Origin of the sequence: Polynucleobacter necessarius (genome assembly GCF_900095175.1) — a bacterium.
Classification (GTDB): Bacteria; Pseudomonadota; Gammaproteobacteria; order Burkholderiales; family Burkholderiaceae; genus Polynucleobacter; species Polynucleobacter necessarius_I.
This window is the reverse complement of sequence record NZ_LT606946.1, coordinates 1,735,989-1,756,952: the sequence shown is the minus strand read 5'-3', so window position 1 is coordinate 1,756,952 and position 20,964 is coordinate 1,735,989. Positions and strand designations below refer to the sequence as shown.

General features: G+C 45.2%; 22 protein-coding genes and 4 pseudogenes. 11 read left to right on the top strand and 15 right to left on the bottom strand.

Going from position 1 to position 20,964, the window contains the following annotated elements:
* Positions 1-13: 13 nt before the first annotated feature.
* Positions 14-2,167 (bottom strand): catalase/peroxidase HPI, encoded by a 2,154-nt coding sequence (katG, locus tag DXE44_RS09145; RefSeq protein WP_114654157.1) that lies wholly within the window; start codon positions 2,165-2,167, stop codon positions 14-16.
* Between the two features lie 490 nt (positions 2,168-2,657).
* Between katG and DXE44_RS09140 the strand changes: the two genes are divergently transcribed.
* The 3 genes from DXE44_RS09140 to DXE44_RS10830 all read left to right on the top strand — a co-directional run bounded on the left by DXE44_RS09140 (position 2,658) and on the right by DXE44_RS10830 (position 4,248).
* Positions 2,658-3,062 (top strand): BLUF domain-containing protein, encoded by a 405-nt coding sequence (locus tag DXE44_RS09140; RefSeq protein WP_114654156.1) that lies wholly within the window; start codon positions 2,658-2,660, stop codon positions 3,060-3,062.
* 60 nt (positions 3,063-3,122) lie between these two features.
* A complete protein-coding gene (locus tag DXE44_RS09135; RefSeq protein WP_114654155.1) occupies positions 3,123-3,692 on the top strand; it encodes an SRPBCC family protein in 570 nt (189 codons plus the stop codon).
* Positions 3,693-4,002: 310 nt separating this feature from the next.
* Complete coding sequence (locus tag DXE44_RS10830; protein WP_231970641.1) at positions 4,003-4,248, top strand: redoxin family protein; 246 nt, start codon at positions 4,003-4,005, stop codon at positions 4,246-4,248.
* A 6-nt stretch (positions 4,249-4,254) separates the two neighbouring features.
* Here DXE44_RS10830 and pagP read toward each other — a convergent pair.
* Positions 4,255-4,719: pseudogene (pagP, locus tag DXE44_RS10825) on the bottom strand (lipid IV(A) palmitoyltransferase PagP).
* A 269-nt stretch (positions 4,720-4,988) separates the two neighbouring features.
* On the opposite strand from pagP, the gene DXE44_RS09115 reads away from it, so the two are divergent.
* The 4 genes from DXE44_RS09115 (at position 4,989) to DXE44_RS09100 (ending at position 7,153) form a co-directional block, all read left to right on the top strand.
* Positions 4,989-5,546, top strand: coding sequence for a phasin family protein (locus DXE44_RS09115; protein WP_114654152.1), 558 nt, complete (start codon positions 4,989-4,991; stop codon positions 5,544-5,546).
* Positions 5,547-5,685: 139 nt separating this feature from the next.
* Positions 5,686-6,051: an aspartate 1-decarboxylase gene (panD, locus tag DXE44_RS09110; protein WP_114654151.1), complete on the top strand. Its 366-nt coding sequence runs from the start codon at positions 5,686-5,688 to the stop codon at positions 6,049-6,051.
* A gap of 37 nt (positions 6,052-6,088) precedes the next feature.
* Positions 6,089-6,841, top strand: coding sequence for a transporter substrate-binding domain-containing protein (locus DXE44_RS09105; protein WP_114654150.1), 753 nt, complete (start codon positions 6,089-6,091; stop codon positions 6,839-6,841).
* 72 nt (positions 6,842-6,913) lie between these two features.
* On the top strand, positions 6,914-7,153 hold the full coding sequence (locus DXE44_RS09100) for a hypothetical protein (protein ID WP_114654149.1): 240 nt from the start codon (positions 6,914-6,916) through the stop codon (positions 7,151-7,153).
* 44 nt (positions 7,154-7,197) lie between these two features.
* Here the strand turns inward: DXE44_RS09100 and DXE44_RS09095 are convergent.
* From DXE44_RS09095 to DXE44_RS09085, 3 genes and pseudogenes are all read right to left on the bottom strand, one after another.
* Positions 7,198-7,844 (bottom strand): annotated as a pseudogene (locus DXE44_RS09095) (histidine phosphatase family protein).
* Between the two features lie 19 nt (positions 7,845-7,863).
* A complete protein-coding gene (locus tag DXE44_RS09090; protein ID WP_114654419.1) occupies positions 7,864-8,370 on the bottom strand; it encodes an MOSC domain-containing protein in 507 nt (168 codons plus the stop codon).
* Between the two features lie 52 nt (positions 8,371-8,422).
* Positions 8,423-8,587, bottom strand: coding sequence for a hypothetical protein (locus tag DXE44_RS09085; protein WP_231970640.1), 165 nt, complete (start codon positions 8,585-8,587; stop codon positions 8,423-8,425).
* 228 nt (positions 8,588-8,815) lie between these two features.
* Between DXE44_RS09085 and DXE44_RS09080 the strand changes: the two genes are divergently transcribed.
* Entirely contained in the window at positions 8,816-9,064 is a 249-nt protein-coding gene (locus DXE44_RS09080; protein WP_114654147.1) for a hypothetical protein, read from the top strand.
* Here the strand turns inward: DXE44_RS09080 and DXE44_RS09075 are convergent.
* The 4 genes and pseudogenes from DXE44_RS09075 to can form a co-directional block, all read right to left on the bottom strand.
* Positions 9,051-10,685, bottom strand: coding sequence for a peptide chain release factor 3 (locus DXE44_RS09075; protein ID WP_114654146.1), 1,635 nt, complete (start codon positions 10,683-10,685; stop codon positions 9,051-9,053). The two genes, DXE44_RS09080 and DXE44_RS09075, sit on opposite strands and share 14 nt — an antisense overlap.
* Positions 10,686-10,744: 59 nt before the next feature.
* Entirely contained in the window at positions 10,745-11,482 is a 738-nt protein-coding gene (locus tag DXE44_RS09070; protein ID WP_114654145.1) for a pseudouridine synthase, read from the bottom strand.
* 67 nt (positions 11,483-11,549) lie between these two features.
* Positions 11,550-12,437: pseudogene (locus DXE44_RS09065) on the bottom strand (LpxL/LpxP family acyltransferase).
* Between the two features lie 8 nt (positions 12,438-12,445).
* Complete coding sequence (can, locus tag DXE44_RS09060) at positions 12,446-13,111, bottom strand: carbonate dehydratase (RefSeq protein WP_114654144.1); 666 nt, start codon at positions 13,109-13,111, stop codon at positions 12,446-12,448.
* Between the two features lie 22 nt (positions 13,112-13,133).
* On the opposite strand from can, the gene DXE44_RS09055 reads away from it, so the two are divergent.
* The gene (locus DXE44_RS09055; RefSeq protein ID WP_114654143.1) at positions 13,134-13,430 is read left to right on the top strand and encodes a DUF167 domain-containing protein; all 297 of its coding nucleotides are present in this window, start codon (positions 13,134-13,136) and stop codon (positions 13,428-13,430) included.
* A gap of 3 nt (positions 13,431-13,433) precedes the next feature.
* On the opposite strand, the pseudogene DXE44_RS09050 reads toward DXE44_RS09055, so the two are convergent.
* Positions 13,434-14,338: pseudogene (locus tag DXE44_RS09050) on the bottom strand (aspartyl/asparaginyl beta-hydroxylase domain-containing protein).
* A 163-nt stretch (positions 14,339-14,501) separates the two neighbouring features.
* Here DXE44_RS09050 and DXE44_RS09045 point away from each other — a divergent pair.
* Both DXE44_RS09045 and DXE44_RS09040 read left to right on the top strand, forming a co-directional pair.
* Positions 14,502-14,867 carry a hypothetical protein gene (locus DXE44_RS09045; protein WP_114654142.1) on the top strand — a complete coding sequence of 122 codons (366 nt, stop codon included), beginning with the start codon at positions 14,502-14,504 and terminating at the stop codon, positions 14,865-14,867.
* A 93-nt stretch (positions 14,868-14,960) separates the two neighbouring features.
* A complete protein-coding gene (locus DXE44_RS09040) occupies positions 14,961-15,263 on the top strand; it encodes an HU family DNA-binding protein (protein WP_331851861.1) in 303 nt (100 codons plus the stop codon).
* 93 nt (positions 15,264-15,356) lie between these two features.
* On the opposite strand, the gene rodA is transcribed toward DXE44_RS09040, so the two are convergent.
* The 5 genes from rodA to DXE44_RS09015 are packed head-to-tail and all read right to left on the bottom strand — an operon-like array spanning position 15,357 to position 20,924.
* Positions 15,357-16,508 carry a rod shape-determining protein RodA gene (rodA, locus tag DXE44_RS09035; protein ID WP_114654140.1) on the bottom strand — a complete coding sequence of 384 codons (1,152 nt, stop codon included), beginning with the start codon at positions 16,506-16,508 and terminating at the stop codon, positions 15,357-15,359.
* The gene (mrdA, locus tag DXE44_RS09030; RefSeq protein ID WP_114654139.1) at positions 16,490-18,397 is read right to left on the bottom strand and encodes a penicillin-binding protein 2; all 1,908 of its coding nucleotides are present in this window, start codon (positions 18,395-18,397) and stop codon (positions 16,490-16,492) included. The genes rodA and mrdA overlap by 19 nt, the downstream gene beginning before the upstream one ends.
* Before the next feature lie 8 nt (positions 18,398-18,405).
* Positions 18,406-18,930 (bottom strand): rod shape-determining protein MreD, encoded by a 525-nt coding sequence (gene mreD / locus DXE44_RS09025; protein ID WP_114654138.1) that lies wholly within the window; start codon positions 18,928-18,930, stop codon positions 18,406-18,408.
* Positions 18,927-19,856, bottom strand: a complete 930-nt coding sequence (gene mreC, locus DXE44_RS09020; RefSeq protein ID WP_114654137.1) for a rod shape-determining protein MreC — start codon at positions 19,854-19,856, stop codon at positions 18,927-18,929. Before mreC ends, mreD begins: the two co-directional genes overlap by 4 nt.
* Positions 19,857-19,880: 24 nt before the next feature.
* Positions 19,881-20,924, bottom strand: a complete 1,044-nt coding sequence (locus tag DXE44_RS09015; RefSeq protein WP_114654136.1) for a rod shape-determining protein — start codon at positions 20,922-20,924, stop codon at positions 19,881-19,883.
* Positions 20,925-20,964 lie beyond the last annotated feature (40 nt).

Below are 20,964 nucleotides of genomic sequence, written 5' to 3'. Positions count from 1 at the left end.
TTAACCTCGGTAATTAATTTGCAATATCTGCATTCATTACCTTTATCCAGGCTGCAACAAAGTCATTTACAAGCTTTTCTTTGTTGTCATCTTGTGCATATACTTCTGCGTAGGCACGCAGGATAGAGTTAGAGCCAAAGACCAGATCAACTCGAGTAGCGGTCCATTTGGTCTTTCCTGTATTGCGCTCAACAATATCGTAGCTATTGCGACCGGTAGGTTTCCACTGGTAATTCATATCAGTTAGATTAACGAAGAAGTCATTGCTTAATGCACCTTCTCTTTCTGTGAATACGCCATGTTTAGCTCCACCATAGTTTGCTCCCATAACCCGCATACCGCCAACTAGTGCAGTCATCTCCTGAGCAGTGAGTCCCATCAACTGTGTACGGTCTAAGAGCATTTCTTCTGACGTGACAACGTAGTTTTCTTTTAACCAGTTGCGATAGCCGTCTGCCAGCGGCTCAAGAACTTCAAATGACTCTACGCCTGTCATTTCTTGAGTTGCATCACCACGACCTGGAGTGAATGGCACTTTTACGTCAAACCCTCCAGCTTTGGCAGCTTGTTCAATGCCGATATTGCCGCCAAGCACGATAGTGTCAGCAATACTGATGACTGACTCTTTGGCAATTTTTTCGTAGATGGAGAGCACTCTTGTCAAACGTTCTGGCTCATTTCCTGCCCAGTCTTTTTGAGGTGCCAGACGAATGCGTGCGCCATTTGCACCGCCGCGTTTATCGGACCCACGATAAGTGCGAGCGCTATCCCAGGCAGTTGTTACTAGATCACTAATCGATAAGCCGCTAGCCTTGATCTTTGTTTTTACGGCTTCGACACCATAGTCTTTTGAACCTGCTGGCACGGGATCTTGCCAAATCAAATCTTCCTTAGGAACATCTGGTCCGAAGTATCTCGCTTTTGGTCCCATGTCGCGATGAGTTAACTTGAACCAAGCGCGTGCAAAAGTTTCAGAGAAATAAGCTTGATCCTTATAGAATTTTTCTGAGATCTTGCGATATTCTGGATCCATCTTCATCGCCATATCCGCATCTGTCATCATTGGCATGCAGCGAATAGAGGCATCCTCAACATCGACTGGCTTGTCTTCTTCTTTGATATTGATTGGTTCGTATTGCCAAGCTCCTGCTGGGCTCTTAGTCAACTTCCATTCATAGCTGAGGAGTAAGTGGAAATAGCCGTTATCCCACTGGGTTGGGTTTGTTGTCCAGGCCCCTTCAATTCCGCTGGTGACAGTATCTCTACCAACACCACGAGTTTTATGATTCATCCAGCCAAGACATTGCTCATCAATCGGTGCGCCCTCTGGTGCAGGACCAAGGTTGGCCGCATTCCCGTTACCGTGTGCTTTGCCAACAGCATGTCCACCAGCAGTTAGTGCAACAGTCTCTTCATCATTCATAGCCATGCGAGCAAAAGTGACCCGAATGTCTTGAGCAGTTTTCAAGGGATCTGGATTGCCATCTACGCCTTCTGGGTTTACATAGATCAAGCCCATCATCACCGCTGCCAATGGATTGCTTAAGTCACGTTGACCGGAATAGCGACTTCCTTCGCCACCACTTTTTTGGAGCCATTCTTTTTCTGATCCCCAATAGATATCTTTTTCTGGGTGCCAAATATCCTCGCGGCCAAATGAGAAGCCAAATGTTTTGAGCCCCATAGATTCGTAGGCGATAGTGCCAGCCAAGATCATGAGGTCAGCCCAACTTACTTTATTGCTATATTTCTTTTTGATAGGCCACAAGAGGCGCCGCGCTTTATCTAGGTTCGCATTATCTGGCCAAGAATTTAATGGGGCAAAGCGTTGATTGCCTGTGCCAGCACCACCGCGACCATCTGCAATTCGATAGCTGCCGGCAGAGTGCCAAGCCATACGAATCATGAGGCCGCCGTAGTGGCCCCAGTCTGCAGGCCACCAGTCTTGACTGTTGAGCAGCAGGTCTTTCATGTCTTGCTTGAGTGCGCCTACATCGAGTTTTTTCAACTCATCTCGGTAGCTAAAAGACGGCCCCATCGGGTTTGTCTTTGTATCTTGCTGATGAAGAATATCGAGGTTAAGTGATTTTGGCCACCATGTCATTGGGGTATTGCTGGATTCAGTATTAGCCCCGTGAGCAACTGGGCACATTCCTTGTGATGTCATTTAAATCTCCTTGTAGGTAAATCATTTATGGTTTAGTAACCTGACCAACTTAGGTTAACTGATAAAGCAATTATTTGTTCGGGTTTGGCTGAGCCAGTTACTCACCAGCCATGAATACGATAAGAATGTTCATAATCAACCTCTTTTGACGGTCTCTGGCTTCAATATTTGTAGCAAGTCGCTTTCATATTGATGTTTGAGGAAGCGCAAGCCTTCTGCAATTCCATCCAATCTATTTTGAATTTCCATTTTTAACTCCCTTCCTTTTGTGTTGCGATGAAGTCATCCTGTTCTCAATCAATTGATTTGTCTAATGAATTAATATGAACTTATTAATCTAATTGTTAGATAACTAAGCAGGTTACATGGAGTGGAGACGCTCTTAATGGCTTATCTGCAGCCCTGAGCCTTGCGGGTAAGTCAGCATTGATTGAAGCCATATCAAAAGCTAATATCTATGATTAGCTAGATTCAATCCTAAGATAACAAGATGAGCAAGTCCCAATTAATTTCTGTGAGCTATATCAGCAAGGCAACGCAGGATATGGGCGTCTTGGCATTGATGCGCCTTACCGATCAAGCTGCACAACTCAATCAAAAATTAGGCTTATCGGGAGTGCTCTTTTACGAGAATCAACATTTTGGCCAAATATTAGAGGGGCCTCGCACGGAGGTCATGAAAATATGGGAAAAAATTCAGCGAGATCCTCGTCATCATCAAGTGCGCTTATTGAAGCTGGAGGAAATTGAAGAAAGAAGTTTTCCTGCATGGTCAATGTGCTTTTTCTTGGCAAAGGAAATTATTGCTAAGATGCCAAGCCTCACCAGCGTATTGGACGGCTTACCCGAGCATGATGTTGAACTCTTGAGGTTAATGCGTTCAGCAGCGGAATAAGGGCCGAATTCTTCTTGGTGATGAGCGTTAAGCAGTCTTATTAGCCTCTACACTATTGGCATGAAGCGACTTCTCAGCTGTTTTCTGATTGCAGCATCCGGTATTGTGATTGCACAAGAGGCATCTAATTCTTATGACTTAAAGGTTGCCGTCACTAGGGCGGGCGATCGCTTTCAAGTGAATGCAAGCTATGAGGCGCCAATCACTCCATGCGAAGCCTTTGCATTTATTACTGATTATGAGGGTGCTAAGAGTTTGCCTGGAATAGTGGATTCAAAAGTAATCTCTAGATCTGGAAATAAAGTGAAGGTGGCCCGCTTGCTCGAAGAAAGAATTTTATTCATCCCCTTTGAGATGCGCTCCGAGTTGGAGTACCTAGAGTTTCCTAACAAAGCATTGCTATTTGAGCAGCTCAGTGGAGACACAAAATATTACAAAGGAAGTTGGAGGCTGTCACCTGAGAAAGATTCCGCCATCTTTAAATACGATGCACAAGTTGAGCCAAATTCGATGGTGCCATCAGCAATAATCGATTTCTTTATCAAAAATATTGTGCATCGACAGTTTGAGTCTATGGCTGAAACAGTTTCCCAGAGAAGGCCTTCGCAAAAGACGGCATGCAAGCTGTAATATTTAGCTTAGCTTAAAGAGATATGACTATGACCAATTTTCATCAATTGCCTAGCGACATACCTATTACTCAGGATGATGGTGCTGCCGATCATTTGGTAGGTATGCGCTTGCCTTCCATTGTCTTGAATGCCACCACCCGTAGTCAATTTAACCCTGGCGAGAGTAAGGGTCGCCTGGTGATTTACTGCTACCCAATGACAGGTCAACCGAACGTTGCTTTGCTAGAAGGCTGGGATCAGACCAGGAGCAAGAGGGTGTACAGCTGTAAAGCTGTTCGTTTAGAGATCACTATCAAGAGTTACGTAATTTGGGTGCAGAGGTGGTTGGCTTTAGTGTGCAATCTACCGAATACCAAAAGGAGATGGCGGATCGCTTGCATTTACCGTTTCCGGTATTGAGTGATGAGGATTATCAATTTCAGAGGGCATTGCAGCTGCCTACTTTTGTTGCTGCTGGAATGACTTTGCTAAAGCGCATCACTTTGATTGTGAATCATGGTGTGATTGAAGCGACTCACTACCCCATTTTTCCAAGCGATAGTGATCCTGCTTAGTTATATTTAGGGCAAATTGTATTTAGCCCAAGTGAACAAAACATTACCGACGTTTTGTCCACCAGGCACATAGGCAGTCTGAATGCTGAGGTCTTTGTAGCTGATGGAGGCAATGGGGGGTACGCCAGGGAAGGGGATGTAGTTCATGATGTCTTGGCGCGACATGATGAAGGCAGTTGCTCCAACACCATACTTTCAGTCAGGACTATCGCCGATGTTCCACATAGGGATCCAGCCATAGCCGACCATGTACTGATAAATTCCATGTGAGTCTTTGAAGGTCATCCCATAAATACCCTCCCAATTGCCACTCTCGTTTATTAAGCCTCTTCCAAAGCCAATGCCCATCGGATATTCGGTGTATTCATTGATCTTGTCTTGGGAGTACGCATAAGGCATGTGGTACGTATAGAGGGGAATGTAAAGCTCATTTCCGCCTTTATCCCAAATGGACTCCAGATGATTTGTCATATTTTGAAACCACTCGGAGACACTTTCTGCGCGTGAGTAGGTCAGCGGCATGCAGAAAAGCAGAAGCACAATGAATCTACGGCACATAACTATTAATTTCTGAACTAGATAAAGCAAAACATCTCTAAAGCGAGGTTTAAAGCCTTTTGGTAACAAACTGCTTGAACTGCCAGAATTATATGTTGCTTTGCAACAATATTCGCTTGCTAAGCCCAAAATAAGCTATTAATATGGTGCAGTGCAACAAATAACTCTTTAAAGGAAATATCATGTTCAAAAATCAATTTGCAGAAAATCAAGCTAAATCCGTAGAAAACGCCCGCGCATTGGGTCAAACTGCTCTTGAGAACGCTCAAGAACTGGCAGAAATCAATTACCAAGCAGCGCAACAAGCCGTAGCCAATGCGCAAGCTAAGGCCGCTGAATTGTTAAAGGGCAAAGATGCCAAAGCAGCCTTAGACCTCCTGCAAAGCCCAGAGGTACAAGAGGCAGTTGCTGAGGTTGCCGCTTATCAGAAAAAGGTAGCTGCAGTATTGCGCCGCGGAAATCAAGAATTGGTTGAGGCTGTGGAAGCCGCTATTGATCAATCACAAGATGATTTGAAGAGCTTTGTAGCGGCCGCAACCTCAAAGGCGCCTGCTGGTCCCGAGGCATATGTAAGCGCCTTTACCTCAGCATTCAACACAGCAATGCAAAACTTTGATCAAGTACGTTCAACCACTCAAGATGCATTCGCAAACTTTGAGAAAAGCGTAGAAACAGCGATGAAGACAGCGCAGGGTCAATTTGGTCAGGCTCCCAAGGCAGCAAAAAGCCGCGCTAAGTAATTAGTAGATAATAGCCACACAGAAAGCCCCGTGTAAGCGGGGTTTTTTGCTAGTGTAATTTCAAATAAATTTGAGAAAATAGAAAGATAGCTACTAAAATCGCTTGAAGAGGCGCGCTTTTAATTCTTGAGGAAATCGTATGAATCGCATTATGTTGTTGGGAAAAATTCACAGAGCAACCGTTACAGAGGCGGATTTGCATTACGAAGGCTCTTGTGGAATCGATGAGGATTTACTCGATGCTGCCGATATGCGTGAGTTCGAAAAGATCGAGCTTTACAACATTAACAATGGCGAACGTTTCTCAACTTACATCATTAAAGCAAAGCGTGGCTCTGGGATCGTTTCTCTGAATGGCGCCGCTGCACGTAAAGCACATGTTGGCGACCATCTGATTATTTGTACATACGGACAAATCGGCAACGATGAGGTTGCAAAACATGTCCCTAAGATTGTGCTATTAGGCGAAGGCAATAGCATTAAAGAAATTAAGAAGGTGAATTAACTCTTTAGGCGCACCCTAATTTAATTCGGAGTACACCATGAGACTAGCCCGCCTAATTTCAATTGTATTGGTAAGCCTACTTATCTTTAGTGCATGCTCTAAAGAGGAGCAGTCTAATGTAATTAAGGTTGCCGTATCACCCTCTATCCCTCCAATGCTTTTTGAGAAAGATGGTAAATATACAGGCGTAGATTTGGAGATATTTGAAGGCTACTGTAAGTCACGGGGCTGTGCATTCAAAATGACTGCATACGATTGGTTGGGCATGTTGGGTGCCGTGACTAGTGGGCGGGCCGACGTTGCTTTTTCGGGCATCTCTATTACAGATAAACGCAAAGAAGTGATAGATTTTTCCAAGCCCTATTTCACTAGTACTTGGGATTTAATTGGCCTGCAAAATCGCCATATCAAGATTACCGATTTATCTCAGTTAAAAAAATACACTATTGCTTATCCCACCGGCAGCGTCTTTGATGATTATGTAAAAAATGTGCTGCAGCCAAAAGGGTATTACTCCTTAGACCAAGTAAAGCTATATCCATCACCCGCAGAGGCCTTGATTGCCTTACAAAATGGCAATGTGGACCTGGTATTTGTGGACAGCGTAATGTTGCAGAGTTATCAAAAATCATTAAATCTCCCGGTGAGCAGCAGCTACCAAGTGGTTGGGTTTGATAATCTAGGATTTGCCTTTAAAAAAGGCTCCAAATTGAGGGATGACTTTAATTTGTATCTTTCTGAGCTGGGGCCAGAAAAATTAAAAGCAATTATTAATCGGTGGACGAAATAAATTGTAGTGATTTTGATATATTGGGTTAAAGTGCTTCTAAGCTGATTATTTCAATTATTCATAAGGAAAAATATGTCCCATCATGACAAATTAATTGCCGCTTTCGAAATATACCAATCAGAGAATGAAAAGTTCCACGGTAAAGGGATTAAAGCTTCTGCTGCTAGAGCTCGTAAGGCTTTGCAAGAGATTGCTGGTTCTTGTAAAGAGCGCCGCAAAGAAATTACTGCTGAAAAAGAAGCGCTTGAAGACAAACCAAAGGGTGAGGGTATGTCACAAGATGCTGCTCGTCACGCGCATATCAGAAAATAAATCATTTCTGCAAAGTAAAAAGTCACCTGATGGTGACTTTTTACTTAGAGGTCAACGTTTTCTAGAGCAGGGCCTTTCAGGTGGCGAGCATCCGCCCATTGTTCTACTGCCCAGCCATTCACTTCTTCATGGCTAATCCAATTTAATGATGCATTTGGTACCGAGACAATCCGCTCAGCATTGAGAGATTGCTTGCTGGCAATTCGATACATCATGTCGAGTGTGCCGCCATGACTAACCACCAAAATAGTTTTACCAGCGTGGCGCTCTTGGATTCTGTCCAGGGCATTTTGTACACGAACTGCAAACTGCTGAATACTTTCACCGCCTTCGAGATCATGATCTAAGTCGCGTGCAATATGCGCTTGCCAAATATCGGGTTGCAGCAGAGGGGCTTCAGTAATTGAGAGTCCTTGAAGTGCGCCAAAATTGCGCTCTCGTAAAGCGCTATCGACTTGTGCTTCCACTCCAAATAATTCGACCACTGCATTTGCCGTATCAGCCGCTCTTTTCAAGTCGCTGGTATACAAGATATCAAATTTGAGATTAATGTCTTTAAGTGCTTGAGCCATTTGGCGTGCTTGTAATACACCTTTGGGATTAGGGGGGTATCGGTATGGCCTTGCAAGCGTCTTTCGGCATTCCAGGCGGTTTCGCCATGGCGAATAAGGCAGAGTGTTGTTGTTGGCATATGGCAATATTAAATCGAGTTAGCTTCGATCGGGTTCTGTAAGGTGGAGGAGGTCGCCAGGAATAAGGCATCCGGACTCGAGCGCCTCTGCTCTAATACCGCCTCTGTTATCAAATGCACTCATGAAATCGGGTCTTTTGAGTGGATTAGCTGGTCGCTGGCAGGGCGCACACAATTCTGTGCCCCTAAACATAAGGCCACCTAAATAGAAAATCTTACCCACCAGATCGTTAAGCTCATTTGCAGAAATGCCACTAATCACAAGATTTCTGCGGGCATCACTTTCACTAAAAACCGCATATTGCTTGGCAAGGAGCTGTTGATTGGCATGCTCGATGCCAGAAAGCGCAATGAGAGAAATATGTCGAATCTTGGGTTTGGTTTTAGAGAATGCGCCTATGCCCAGAGCGTAGCGATCACCCTCAATTCCTTTGCCGGCAACGATATTGGCTTGTGTAAGCTGCACCATCGACTCGCCCGCTTGAGAAGCAATTTGAATCGAATGAATTTGCGGAGATACTGTCATGATGAGAGCATAGTACATAAGAAAAAGCCCCGGTAATTTCGGGGCTTAGTATTTATGCTGTAACAGGTTCGACGGTTGGTACCGCGACTGGAGGTCGCTTATTGATAGCCCTCTGAATCTTTGCCTTCTCTTTAGGCTTGGTGCTTGAGTCAAGCAATTTGCTTAATTGAGTTGTAGTGAGTGGACCCATTTTGGCTTTGCCAGTTTTGCTAACCATAGGGTCGTTTTTTCTATTTCTTTGATTTTGGCCAACAGCCATATTTTTTCCTTGAGTCTTGGAATGATGAACCTCTGAGCTTGCTCAGCAGACCCCCCTAAGTAGGGCGCGGAATAGTGATCACAAATCAGAATAACAGTTAAGCAGCCCAGGCGCTATGATTAGATTGTGATGAATATACCTACCCTGAAATTAGCCCCAATACCTTCATTGAACATGAGGACTCGAATGTCTTATCTTAAATATTTTTTGTTGCTGAGCGTGCTTAGCCTAAGTGCCTGTGCTGCGGTTTACACGGATGCATCAGATTCAAACCATGTCACCTTTCTCATTAGTGATGGTGAATCCATTGCATCGCTAACACCAAAGGCCAATGCGTATTGCGCTCAATACGGCAAGACTGCCTCGTTTAGAAAGAGTGACACTCAGTTAGTTGCAGTATTTGACTGTAACTGGCCAACATCTAGTCCGCGCTAGACTTAGCCAGCAAGGTCCGATGATAGATGAGACCTGCATGCTCTCTTAGTGCATGGAATTGAATCGACTCCCAGCGCTGTTGAGCTACATCTAATTCGGATTTATGGCTGGCCAAAAATACAGAAGCCCCCACAACATCTTCTGCCATGCGGTGAATATTTTCTTGAATAAATTTCTTAAGTGTTACAGGATCATCTGAGCTGACCCAGCGAGCTAAGTTGTAGCGTGCAGGCAGCAAGCGCACCTCTGCGCCGTATTCAGTTTGCAAGCGATGGCTCACGACTTCAAACTGTAGTTGCCCAAAAGCACCAAGTAACATGGTGTCGCCAGTCATTGGGCGGAATACTTGAATCGCACCCTCTTCACCAAGTTGCATTAAGCCTGTGCGTAGTTGTTTGGAGCGCAATGGATCGGCAGATTCGACCATGCGGAAGATTTCAGGGGCAAAGAATGGTAGACCTGTGAATTGCAATTGCTCACCTTCGGTGAGTGTATCGCCCAGCCTGAGAAGGCCGTGGTTTGGTAATCCAATAAGGTCACCAGGAAAGGCTTCATCTAAGATATCACGGCGTTGTGACAGAAAGGAAAGGGCGTTATTGGTCCGCACTTCTTTGCCATTGCGACAAATCTTCAGCTTCATGCCGCGTTGAAAATGTCCTGAGCAGATGCGCAAGAAGGCAACGCGATCTCGATGAGCTGGATCCATGTTGGCTTGAATCTTGAAAACCACTGCAGAGAATTTATTTTCAGCGGGGCTCACCTCGCGTTGCAAGGCCTTGCGTGAGCCCGGTGACGGCGCAAGCTCAACTAAGGTGTTGAGAATTTCACGCACACCAAAATTATTAATTGCAGAACCAAAAAATATTGGTGATTGACGACCGGCTAAAAAAGCTTCGCGATCAAATGCAGGCATTGCATTTTTAATGAGATCCACTTCAGCAAGTGCGTTTTCAAGATCGGTGCCTAGGCGCTCCTTCAGTGCTGGATCGTTGATGCCAACAATTGCATGAGAGTTTTCGGTTACACGATCTTCGCCTGCCTTGAACATGCGCATTTGAGAGTTGGCAATATCAATTACACCGGCAAATGATTTGCCCATCCCTACTGGCCAGGTAAAAGGAACCACTTCTATGCCTAGTGCAGTTTCAATCTCGTCCATTAGTTCCATGGGTGGCTCTACTTCACGATCCATCTTGTTGATGAAGGTGACGATTGGTGTGTTGCGTGCACGGCAAACTTCAAGCAAACGCAGCGTTTGTGATTCGACACCATTCGCGGCATCAATCACCATTAGGGCAGAATCAACTGCAGTTAAAACGCGATAAGTATCTTCCGAGAAGTCCTGGTGGCCAGGTGTGTCTAAAAGATTAATAATGCAATCGCGATACTCCATTTGCATTACTGAGCTGGCTACAGAAATGCCACGCTGTTTCTCGATCTCCATCCAGTCAGAGGTTGCGTGGCGACTTGCTTTGCGGGCTTTGACGCTACCGGCAACCTGAATGGCTCCCGCATATAACAAGAGTTTTTCAGTAAGCGTGGTCTTGCCAGCATCTGGGTGAGAGATGATGGCAAAGCTGCGACGTCTTAAAACTTCTGCGCCGGGAGTGCTGGAGGTGATGGTATCGATGGTAATTCTGCGCTTAATCTAATTGACAGAATTATAAGCGGGAGGGCTTATTAGAATTGCTCTTCAGGCCTCACAAAGCGCCATTTTCCAGGCGGCAGGGCGCCCAGAGAAACTCTGCCCATGCGGACACGCTTCAGACCTAAAACTCGAAGGCCAACCATCTCACACATGCGCCGAATTTGACGCTTGCGACCCTCTCGTAGAACAAATCGAAGCTGGTCTTCATTCTGCCAGCTCACTTGGGCTGGCTTTAATACAACCCCATCTAATTCCAGGCCATGTTTTAGCCTATCTAAATCTTCAAAAGAGAGGGCGCCTTCAACTCTAACTAAATACTCTTTCTCAATAGGACTGTTTTCACCAATCAGAAGTTTGGCAATGCGACCATCTTGCGTTAAAACGAGCATGCCAGTGGAGTCGATATCAAGACGTCCAGCAGGCGCTAGGCCACGAGTATTAAAGCGTGGGTTACGCCCCTTATCAAGCGGGCTGGCAAAGTAATTATCTGGAGTGATGAGTGAGGCAGCCGGTTGATACTCTTGCTCATCATCGTAGTGGGAGATGAAGCCTACTGGCTTATTGAGAATGACGGTAATGCGGGATACTTGCTGTGCTTTAGCTCCAGATTGCAGTTCAATTTTCTGATGACGAAAAGCTCGAGAGCCTAGTTCATTGACTATTTCACCATCTACGGTTACCAGGCCCTGCTCAATATAAGAGTCGGCCTCACGACGAGAGCATAGGCCTAGCTCGGAGAGTAGCTTGGAGACACGAATTTTTTCTTCCATGGCTACATTATCGGGCAATTACTTTAATAAAGACTAGGTTCTGAGTAGATGGATGCTGAATAGGTTGCTAATAGGGGCTGGCTTCGTTGAAAGGCCTATTTTTAAATCGCTTATGGACCCAATAGTATTCGGCAGGCCTGAGTTTAATTTCTTGTTCAAAAATTTGGTTTAAACGTGCGGTGTCTGCTTCTGGATTCTCGGTTGGAAAATTCTCCAATGGTTTGCTGATAGAGCAAACATATCCGGCCCCATTATTTTTGAGGGTCGTAATCATCATGCAGACCTGTGCCCCCGTGATTTTGGCGAGGCGCGATACAGCAGTAATGGTATTGGTTTGAATATTAAAGAAGGGGGCAAAAGTAGAGTCTTTCAGGCCTAAGTCAATATCGGGTTCAATGATGATGAAGCTACCCTTGCGGATTTTTCGGATCAGCTCAATAGTATTGCCTTGACGATCAATCGAGTTTCCACCAAAGCGATTGCGCCACTCAATAATTTTCTTATTGAAGAAGGGACCTTTCATTCTCTGGAAAAATCCAGAGGTGCGAGGCCAGTCTTTATCGTCAGCAAGAGCACTCAAAATAATGCCGCCTTCAATGCCAATGAAATGCATATTGACTAGGATGCGCGGTTGACGATCATTTAGATCAACCTCTGATCGAACTTCAATCATATCGGCAAACTGTTTTTTGCTGCCGAGTCATATGACGCTCTTCTCTACTAGGCTGCGTCCAAGTAGTCGCCAATGTTGTTTGCGAAGTTGATCGATCTCTTGGGTGCTGAGCTCAGGGAAGCAAAGTTCTAAATTTTTCTGAACTACACGATTGCGAGCATTGGGAATATACGCTGCTAGGTAGCCTAAGCCATAGCCAACCGAGACTAGGGTCTTGCAAGGAAGCGATACCAAAAATCTGAGGAACACTACCCCAGAGTAGGTTGAAAAGTTTTTAAACAAAACTTAATTTATTTAGCATCGTAACGAGACAGGGATGTGGCATAACGCGTATGCATTTCCTCATCGGAGCTAATAGACATTCCTAAATCATTTACTAGGCCGGTCTCAAGGCGATAAGCCCAGCCATGCACCGTGAGATCTTGTCCTCTGGACCATGCATCTTGAACAATGGTTGTTTCGCAGACATTCACAACTTGCTCGATCACATTTAGTTCACATAGGCGGTCTTGACGTTTAGGGGTTGGGATTGCTTCACCAAGATAGCTCTCATGTTTTTGATGTACATCTTTGACATGGCGTAACCAATTGTCAGCTAAGCCTACACGCCTATCTGTCATTGCGGTGTGTACACCAGAGCAGCCGTAATGACCAACAACCAATATATGTTTGACCTTTAAAAGATCAATTGCAAATTGAATTACAGACAAGCAATTGAGATCGGTATGCACCACTACGTTCGCAACATTTCGATGAACGAATAATTCCCCTGGAAGAAGATTCACGATTTCGTTGGCAGGAACGCGGCTATCTGAGCAGCCAATCCAAAGATATTCTGGCGCCTGCTGAGAAACTAGGCGCTTAAAGAAATCGGCATCCATGGCGATCATGGCTTCCGCCCACTCGCGATTATTAGCAAATAGCTGGTCTAAGGCGTTGGAGTTCTTCATAATCATGATTTGAGTTTAAAGTATTCTTATGATGCCCATTTGGTTAAAACAAACCCCTACTGGCATTGTCCTGAATTTGCATTATCAGCCAGGCGCAAAGCTGACCAAGGTAGTTGGTCTTCATGATGGTTGTCTCAAGATATCTCTGCAGGCTCCTGCGCTTGAAAACAGGGCAAATGAGATGCTGTTGTCTTGGCTTTCCAAGCGCTTAAGGGTGCCGCAAAAGCAAATTCAACTCTTATCGGGGCAAAGTAGCCGAATTAAGAGGGTAGAAATCTGGGGCTCAATCACCCCAGAGCAAATTATTGAAGTACTAAGTCCTTAAGGCTTACCAAAATATCGCCCACAGAATCCCTAATATCAGCACCCATTTTCCGACGTAATAAACGCTGCGATGCTTTGCTTTCAGTTTTTTTGCCTGGGCCCTGAGGTGATAAAAATACTTAAAGAGAATATTTACAAATCCAACCTGCTCCCCCTCAACGTTTTGTGAGGAGGCGGAACTCATCACATAGCGCCCGAACCAGCGATTGAGCAATTGCACCAATTTAGTGTGAACTGGCCGCTCAACATCACAAAACAAGACAATGCGTTGGTGATCGGTTTCATTGGCTGCATAGTGGATGTAGGTTTCGTCAAACATCACCGGTTCGCCATCTTTCCAGAAATAACGCTTCCCATCCACGTCGATAAAGCACTTCGGATCGTTTGGAGTGACAAGGCCAATGTGATAGCGTAGCGAGCCTGCATAAGGGCCTCTGTGGCGAACCAGTGTTGCTCCTGGGGGGGTAGCGAGGCAAACATGGCTGCCTTGATTGAGGGTATAGATTTCAGTAGGGCGACAGTTTTCGGGCAATTAAGCTGTGCAGATGGCATTTCCTTGCCATACCAATAGAGGTGAAAGCGTTTCCAGCCCGTCCGAAAGAAGGAATTAAATCCAATATCGTTATATCCGGTAGCGGCTGCAATGGCGCCATCTGCATTTAAAGCAAGGGCTTCATCACGAATGATTTGCCAGTTATCTTGAAGTGGCTTAATTTCAGGAAAGTCGGCAACCGGAATAAATGCCCCAGCCTTGGTTTTTGAAAATTAGTAGAGCAGGCTATTAATTGGCGCCAAAAGTACTTGATAGTCTGTTAACGAGCGCACTAAGCCGAATCGCACCTTGCCTCTGAAATAAACATAAACAGCTGAGACAACAAAGATCAAAAAGACAAGATGACGAAATTCCATGAGGTTTACCAATTAGCGTTAATACTAGTATTTTAATTTGGATGGAGCGCCATTTCACCCCTATTTTTGTAATGAATATGCTCAAATGTTAGCTATGGTCAAAAGAGGCCGTGGTAAATGCACCTAATTAGGGCTGCAAAGATGATTTATTAAGGAAAGCTGTATGAACGGATTCGCAAAATGGCTTTTAAGCCCTGTATTAATAGGCCTCGCGGGTTTAGCAGCTTATACCTGGATTATGCTGAATTGGAGCTATGGCAATGGTGAGCGCGCTGGTTATGTTCAGAAATTTTCCAATCGGGGCTATATTTGCAAAACTTGGGAGGGCGAACTGGCGATGGTTTCCATGCCGGGAACTATGTCAGAAAAATTCCTCTTTACGGTACGCGAAGATGCTGTAGCGCAAAAAATTAATGCCAATTTGGGCAAAAAAGTTGCACTTAAGTACGATCAGCACATTGGATTGCCAACCACTTGCTTTGGTGACGCCGAGTATTTTGTGTCCAACGTGACAGTTCTAGAAGAGTAAAAAGCAGTAATAAAAAAATTGCTGTGACGCAGCTTTATTTTTATAATTTTTTGTGGTTAAAATCATGTAAGCGCAAGGTGCGCTGATATCAATATCTATAAGGAGCTTCACTTGAACAAAGCAGAGCTAATCGCAGCGATTGCTGACGACGCTGAGATCTCAAAAGCCAAAGCTGAATTTGCATTGAATTCTGCTATTGAGCAAATCATTAAAGCTGTTACTAAAGGCGACTCAGTACAACTGATCGGTTTCGGTACTTTTGCTTCTGGTAAACGCGCTGCACGTATGGGTCGTAACCCAAAAACTGGCGAGCCACTCAAAATTGCTGCTGCTAAAACTGTTAAGTTTTCTGCTGGTAAAGTATTTAAAGATTCAGTTAACAAGCGTAAGAAGTAATTCTGACCTTGTTGATGAAAAAGCCCGGCATGCCGGGCTTTTTTGTTTCTAGAGAAAAGGCAATGCTTTGGTGTGAGTATTGAATCTAAGTAGTTAGCTTTGTACCAATCTTCGATGGCGATGAATACTCATCAAAATGCCGGCACCAAATCCCAGTGTTACTAAAGCAGTACCCCCGTAGCTAATAAAAGGCAATGGAACGCCTACAACTGGTAGTAAGCCACTGACCATGCCGATATTGACAAAGGCGTAAGTAAAGAAAATCATCGTGACTGATGCGCCTAGTAGTCGTGTAAATAAATTGGGCGCGCTGGCGGAGATGGCTAGACCCCTTTTAACCAAGGCAAAGAAAAGTGTTATCAAGACTAAATTGCCTAGCAGACCGAATTCTTCAGAGTACACAGCAAATATAAAGTCGGTATGTTTTTCTGGAATAAATTCAAGGTGAGCTTGCGTACCCTGAAACCAGCCTTTGCCAAAAAATCCACCAGAGCCGATTGCGATCATGGATTGAATTGTATGGAAGCCTTTTCCAAGTGGATCACTGCTTGGATCAAGCAAGGTGCACACTCGATACTTTTGATAGGTGTGTACAAATGGCCATACAACATCTTGAGCGCAAATAGTGCTGCCAAAAATAATAATCAGAATAATTCCGAGGGCGCCAATGCCTATGAATGGCAAGATCCACTTCCAAGGCAATCCCGCAAGAATAATGACATACATGCCTGCAGCAAAAACTAATAATGAAGTGCCTAAGTCTGGTTGTCGTGCAATCAGCAGTACTGGAATGCCAAGAATGATGGCGGCCACGCCATAGTCCCAAGATTTTTGTATGCCCTCTCGCTTTTGAAAATACCAAGCCAACATGAGCGGCATTGCAATTTTCATAAGCTCTGAAGGTTGAATCACAAAACCAATGTTGAGCCAGCGCCTCGCACCCTTTTTAATTAATCCAAATGCCGCGACAGCGATTAGTAGTGCAACTCCAATCCCATAAATCCAAACTGCAGCCATTTCCAACCATTTTGGTGGAATGCGGGAAACGACCCACATGACAGCAAATGAAATGGCAAGGTTACGAAGCTCATCCCCAAAGCGCACGGGCGTGTTTTGACTTGCAGATAAAAATATAATAAATCCAATTCCTGCCAAGCCAAGTAAAATATGGCCTAGCTGGCGATCAAGCCCACTAAAAATACTGAGAAATATTTTTTTTGCTTTACCTATGGCGCTCTTTTCCATTCAGGAATCTCCTTGGGCCATTTACCTTCAAGATAAAAATCAAGCGCTTTACGTGCAATCGGTGCGGCATACTGCGCTCCAAATCCAGCGTTCTCAACAACCATTGCAATCACAATCGTAGGTTTATCTGCGGGTGCAAAAGCTACGAACAAAGCATGATCTCGTAAGAATTCTGCAGTAGATCCGTGGTGATACTCTTTTGAGTCCAAGCTAAATACTTGCGCCGTTCCAGTTTTTCCTCCAGCTTGATAGCCTGTACCTTTAAAAACCGAAGCAGATGTACCGGAATTATTCACCTCAACCATGGCCTTCTTAATAACTTCAATATTCTCGGGAACCAGATCAATGCGATAACTTTCTTTTGGGGTTGTGAGCGTGCGATGTCTTGTAAATGGATCCTCAATTGCTTTGACTAAGTGCGGCTTCATCACAATGCCATTGTTAGCGAGGTTTGCCATGGCGTGCGCTAGCTGCAAAATTGTGAATGCGTTATAGCCCTGCCCAATGCCCAGAGAAATGGTTTCGCCTTCGTACCATTTTTGTTGCTCAGGTTTTTTAAAAGTTTTTTTCTTCCATTTAGTGGATGGAAGCACGCCTTTGGATTCGCCCTGTAAGTCGATGCCAGTAATTTGACCAAAGCCAAGTGGCTTCATAAAGTCATGCATCATGTTGACACCCATATCGCGTGCTAATAGGTAATAGTAGGTATCGCAAGATTCAACAATAGACTTTTGCATATCTACGATACCGTGCCCACCTTTTTTATCATCTCTAAAAGTATGGTTGCCAAATTCAAAATAACCCGGGTCAGAGATCGACTGTGATGGTGTGCGCTTTTTAGTTTCTAAAGCTGCGAGCGCCATAAATGGTTTATATGTAGATCCCGGCGGATAAATTCCTTTTAATGGGCGGTTGTAGAGTGGCTTTTGTGGAGAGTCATTCAGCTCCTTCCATGTCACAGAATCAATACCTTCAACAAAGTCATTGGGATTGAAGTTGGGCTTCGATACAAAGGCCAGGATGTCGCCAGTCTCGGGTTCAATCGCAACAAATGCGCCACGGAAATTGCCGTAGAGCTGCTCCACTAAGTACTGCAGTTTGATGTCGACTGACAGCACTACATTTTTTCCGGGCACTGAAGGCAAGCTAGAGAGTGTGCGTACCGGTTTACCACCCGCAGTAATTTCTACTTGGTCATATCCTGGCACTCCGCGAAGAACTGATTCATAGCTTTGCTCCAGGCCAATTTTTCCAACGTATTGAATGCCTGGCAAAAAAGAAGTCTGCAAAGCATCCGGATCATCTACTTTCGAATTCTCAATTTCCGCCTGCATTTTCTCCTTATCTTTTTGAGAAACTCGCCCGATATAGCCGATTAAATGGGAGGCTAACTCGTTATAGGGATACTCGCGGAAGCTTCGGGCACGGATCTCTACCCCAGGAAATCGGTAGCGATTAGCCATAAATCGAGCTGTTTCGGCCTCGGTGAGCATCGATCTAAGCGGAAAAGTGCCCATTTTTCGAGAATCTTCCAGGGAGCGCTTGAAATTTCGGCGGTCTCGAGGAGAAATGAAGACAATTTGGGAGAGTTTGTCGATCAGATCATCAACATTGCCTTTGACTTCTTCGGCATTGATGTCCAGGGTCAATGCCGAATAGTTTCTGCCAATCACGATTCCGTTGCGGTCTATGAGAAGGCCGCGATTAGCTGGGGCCGGAACCAGAGCAATGCGATTGTTCTCTGCTAATAAGGCGTATTTACCGTGACTGACTAGTTGCAACCAAACCAATCGCGTAATGAGCAATAGGAAGCAAAAAGTAACAAACAAGGTCGCAATATGAATGCGCTCTTGAAACGAATCGAGATTTGGTTTTTTAAAAGAAACCATGTGACGCGTTAAAGCGGACGATTGTGATCAACGTCAATTGGTCGACGTTGAGGCGATAACAGGATGCGTGTTGCTATGGGCCATAAGAGTGCTTCAATGAGAGCCTGAATAGCTCCAGTGAGCGCCCACCAGTAGATATCACCACTTAAGAGCCAATGGGCAAGCGCCGGGAACAAAGAGACCAGCAAAAAGATTGGTAAAAGATGTAGAGCTTGCGTTAATACCGACAGCGCAATGATGCGACGATGCCAAGAAATAGCAATGTAAGCCACCAATGAATAGCTAAATGCATGAAGACCTAAAAGGTCAGAGTTATGGACATCCATCAATAGGCCGAGAATGAACGCGATGATGACGCCGACGTAGCGATGCTGGTGGATGTTCCAGAACACGATACAAATAATGAGCCAGTCAGGAATCCAACCATAATTGCCAATAGGCAACAGGTTTAGCAGCAATGCACAAAACAAGCTGAAGTAGATAAAGACCGGATTGACCGGGCGCAGAATATAGCCGCTTTGAAAGTCAATCATTGCATGCCTCGAGCACGAGTTTGGCGACGACCTGGAGTATTGGTCGGTGGGGTACCAGACTTACTGGTTGCAGTAGAGGCTTTGGCATCCCACTGTGGATCGTAGAGAAGGGCTAAGGCCTGGCGGTAGCGATTAACCGGTGCAACTGGCACGCAGAAGACATTTGAAGAATTTTTGTCGGCATTACGCTCGATCCGGCTAATCACAGCCACTGCAAAGCCGGGCGGATAAACGCCATCGATGCCAGAGGTAATGAGCACATCACCGACTTCTAAGTCACTTGCTACCGGTAGATAGCGAAGCTTAAGGGGGTTGCCCCGTCCTGCGCCGAATACTGCAGCTCTCAAGCCATTGCGCGCTACTTGTACGGGGACAGCAAAGTCACGATCCTCCAGCAGAGAAACTTCAGCGGAGTTGTCGTACAGGCGCACTACTTGGCCAAGAATTCCGGAATCATTGGCGATGGGGTTGCCTAGTTTTAGGCCATCATTGCTTCCGCGATTAATCACGATGCGCTGAGAAATGGGATTGGGTGGATTAAATAAAATTTCCACTGGTAATGTTTTGAATGGCACTTGCTTTTGCAGGCCCATTAACTGTCGCAGGTTTTGATTTTCTACGACAAGAAATTCGGATTGGTTGGCAAGCAAAGAGAGCTCTGCTTGACGTACCTTCATCTCTTGATTTTCTTTATCAAGGATGCCACGTGTTGTGAAGTATTCAGAAGTCGCATCATACGCATTGCGCGGCATCATCATCACATACTCTAGCGGACGCAATATCCAGTTGACGTTATTGCGAATTGGATCGAGCGCCTTAAAACGAAAATCGATCAACATCAATGCAATGCTGATCGATAGACAGACAATCAGTTTGACTAAAGCCGGAACGCCTTGTCTGAAAAGTGGAGGAGCGCTATGTTGCAATTCCCTAATCGACGCTTAAGTCAATTACTCTTGAGAGAACACGCCACCCAGCTTGTCCATGCGCTCTAAGGCAATGCCGCAACCACGAGCGACGCAAGTGAGGGGGTCTTCTGCAACATGAATAGGAAGTCCGGTTTCTTCGAGCAACAAGCGATCGAGGTCACGCAATAACGCACCACCACCAGTCAACATCATGCCGCGTTCAGCGATATCCGATGCCAGCTCAGGAGGAATTTGTTCCAAAGCTGCTTTAACTGCAGTCACGATTTGATTCAGTGGATCAGTTAAGGCTTCAAGCACTTCATTGCTAGTTACAGTGAAGCTACGTGGAATACCTTCAGAAAGATTGCGACCCTTCACCTCCATCTCGCGCACTTCTCGTCCTGGGAATGCAGACCCAACTGTTTTCTTAATCAACTCAGCAGTTTGCTCACCAATCAACATGCCATAGTTACGTCGGATGTAATTGGTGATCGCCTCATCAAACTTGTCGCCACCAACACGAACAGAGCCTTTATAAACCATACCGCCCAATGACATCACACCAACTTCAGTTGTACCGCCACCAATATCAACCACCATGGAACCAGCCGCTTCAGAAACTGGCAAGCCAGCACCAATCGCAGCAGCCATTGGTTCTTCAATTAAAAATACTTGCGATGCGCCTGCACCCAAAGCAGATTCGCGAATAGCGCGACGCTCAACTTGAGTGGAGCCGCAAGGAACGCAAATAATGATGCGCGGGCTTGGCTTCAGCAGCTTGCTCTCATGTACCATTTTGATAAATTGTTTGAGCATTTGCTCGGTAATCGTGAAATCGGCAATAACGCCGTCTTTCATAGGGCGAATAGCCTCAATATTTCCAGGAACGCGTCCCAACATGGCTTTTGCTTCTTTTCCGACGGCCAAAATGGTTTTTTTGCCACTTGGGCCACCTTCCGTCCGAATTGCCACAACTGACGATTCATCAAGGACAATACCCCGTTCACGCATGTAAATTAAGGTGTTGGCGGTACCTAGGTCGATGGCCAGGTCATTAGAAAAGTAGCTGCGGAAAAAACCAAACATGATGTAGTGGGAAAATAAGTAAGTGTTAAAAAATATATAG

Excerpts from the sequence above, each read along its gene's own strand:
- katG (WP_114654157.1), bottom strand. The coding sequence starts at position 2,167 with ATGACATCACAAGGAATGTGCCCAGTTGCTCACGGGGCTAATACTGAA.
- DXE44_RS09140 (WP_114654156.1), top strand. The coding sequence starts at position 2,658 with ATGAGCAAGTCCCAATTAATTTCTGTGAGCTATATCAGCAAGGCAACG.
- DXE44_RS09135 (WP_114654155.1), top strand. The coding sequence starts at position 3,123 with ATGAAGCGACTTCTCAGCTGTTTTCTGATTGCAGCATCCGGTATTGTG.
- DXE44_RS09115 (WP_114654152.1), top strand. The coding sequence starts at position 4,989 with ATGTTCAAAAATCAATTTGCAGAAAATCAAGCTAAATCCGTAGAAAAC.
- panD (WP_114654151.1), top strand. The coding sequence starts at position 5,686 with ATGAATCGCATTATGTTGTTGGGAAAAATTCACAGAGCAACCGTTACA.
- DXE44_RS09105 (WP_114654150.1), top strand. The coding sequence starts at position 6,089 with ATGAGACTAGCCCGCCTAATTTCAATTGTATTGGTAAGCCTACTTATC.
- DXE44_RS09100 (WP_114654149.1), top strand. The coding sequence starts at position 6,914 with ATGTCCCATCATGACAAATTAATTGCCGCTTTCGAAATATACCAATCA.
- DXE44_RS09090 (WP_114654419.1), bottom strand. The coding sequence starts at position 8,370 with ATGACAGTATCTCCGCAAATTCATTCGATTCAAATTGCTTCTCAAGCG.
- DXE44_RS09085 (WP_231970640.1), bottom strand. The coding sequence starts at position 8,587 with ATGGTTAGCAAAACTGGCAAAGCCAAAATGGGTCCACTCACTACAACT.
- DXE44_RS09080 (WP_114654147.1), top strand. The coding sequence starts at position 8,816 with ATGTCTTATCTTAAATATTTTTTGTTGCTGAGCGTGCTTAGCCTAAGT.
- DXE44_RS09070 (WP_114654145.1), bottom strand. The coding sequence starts at position 11,482 with ATGGAAGAAAAAATTCGTGTCTCCAAGCTACTCTCCGAGCTAGGCCTA.
- can (WP_114654144.1), bottom strand. The coding sequence starts at position 13,111 with ATGATTATGAAGAACTCCAACGCCTTAGACCAGCTATTTGCTAATAAT.
- DXE44_RS09055 (WP_114654143.1), top strand. The coding sequence starts at position 13,134 with ATGATGCCCATTTGGTTAAAACAAACCCCTACTGGCATTGTCCTGAAT.
- DXE44_RS09045 (WP_114654142.1), top strand. The coding sequence starts at position 14,502 with ATGAACGGATTCGCAAAATGGCTTTTAAGCCCTGTATTAATAGGCCTC.
- rodA (WP_114654140.1), bottom strand. The coding sequence starts at position 16,508 with ATGGAAAAGAGCGCCATAGGTAAAGCAAAAAAAATATTTCTCAGTATT.
- mrdA (WP_114654139.1), bottom strand. The coding sequence starts at position 18,397 with ATGGTTTCTTTTAAAAAACCAAATCTCGATTCGTTTCAAGAGCGCATT.
- mreD (WP_114654138.1), bottom strand. The coding sequence starts at position 18,930 with ATGATTGACTTTCAAAGCGGCTATATTCTGCGCCCGGTCAATCCGGTC.
- DXE44_RS09015 (WP_114654136.1), bottom strand. The coding sequence starts at position 20,924 with ATGTTTGGTTTTTTCCGCAGCTACTTTTCTAATGACCTGGCCATCGAC.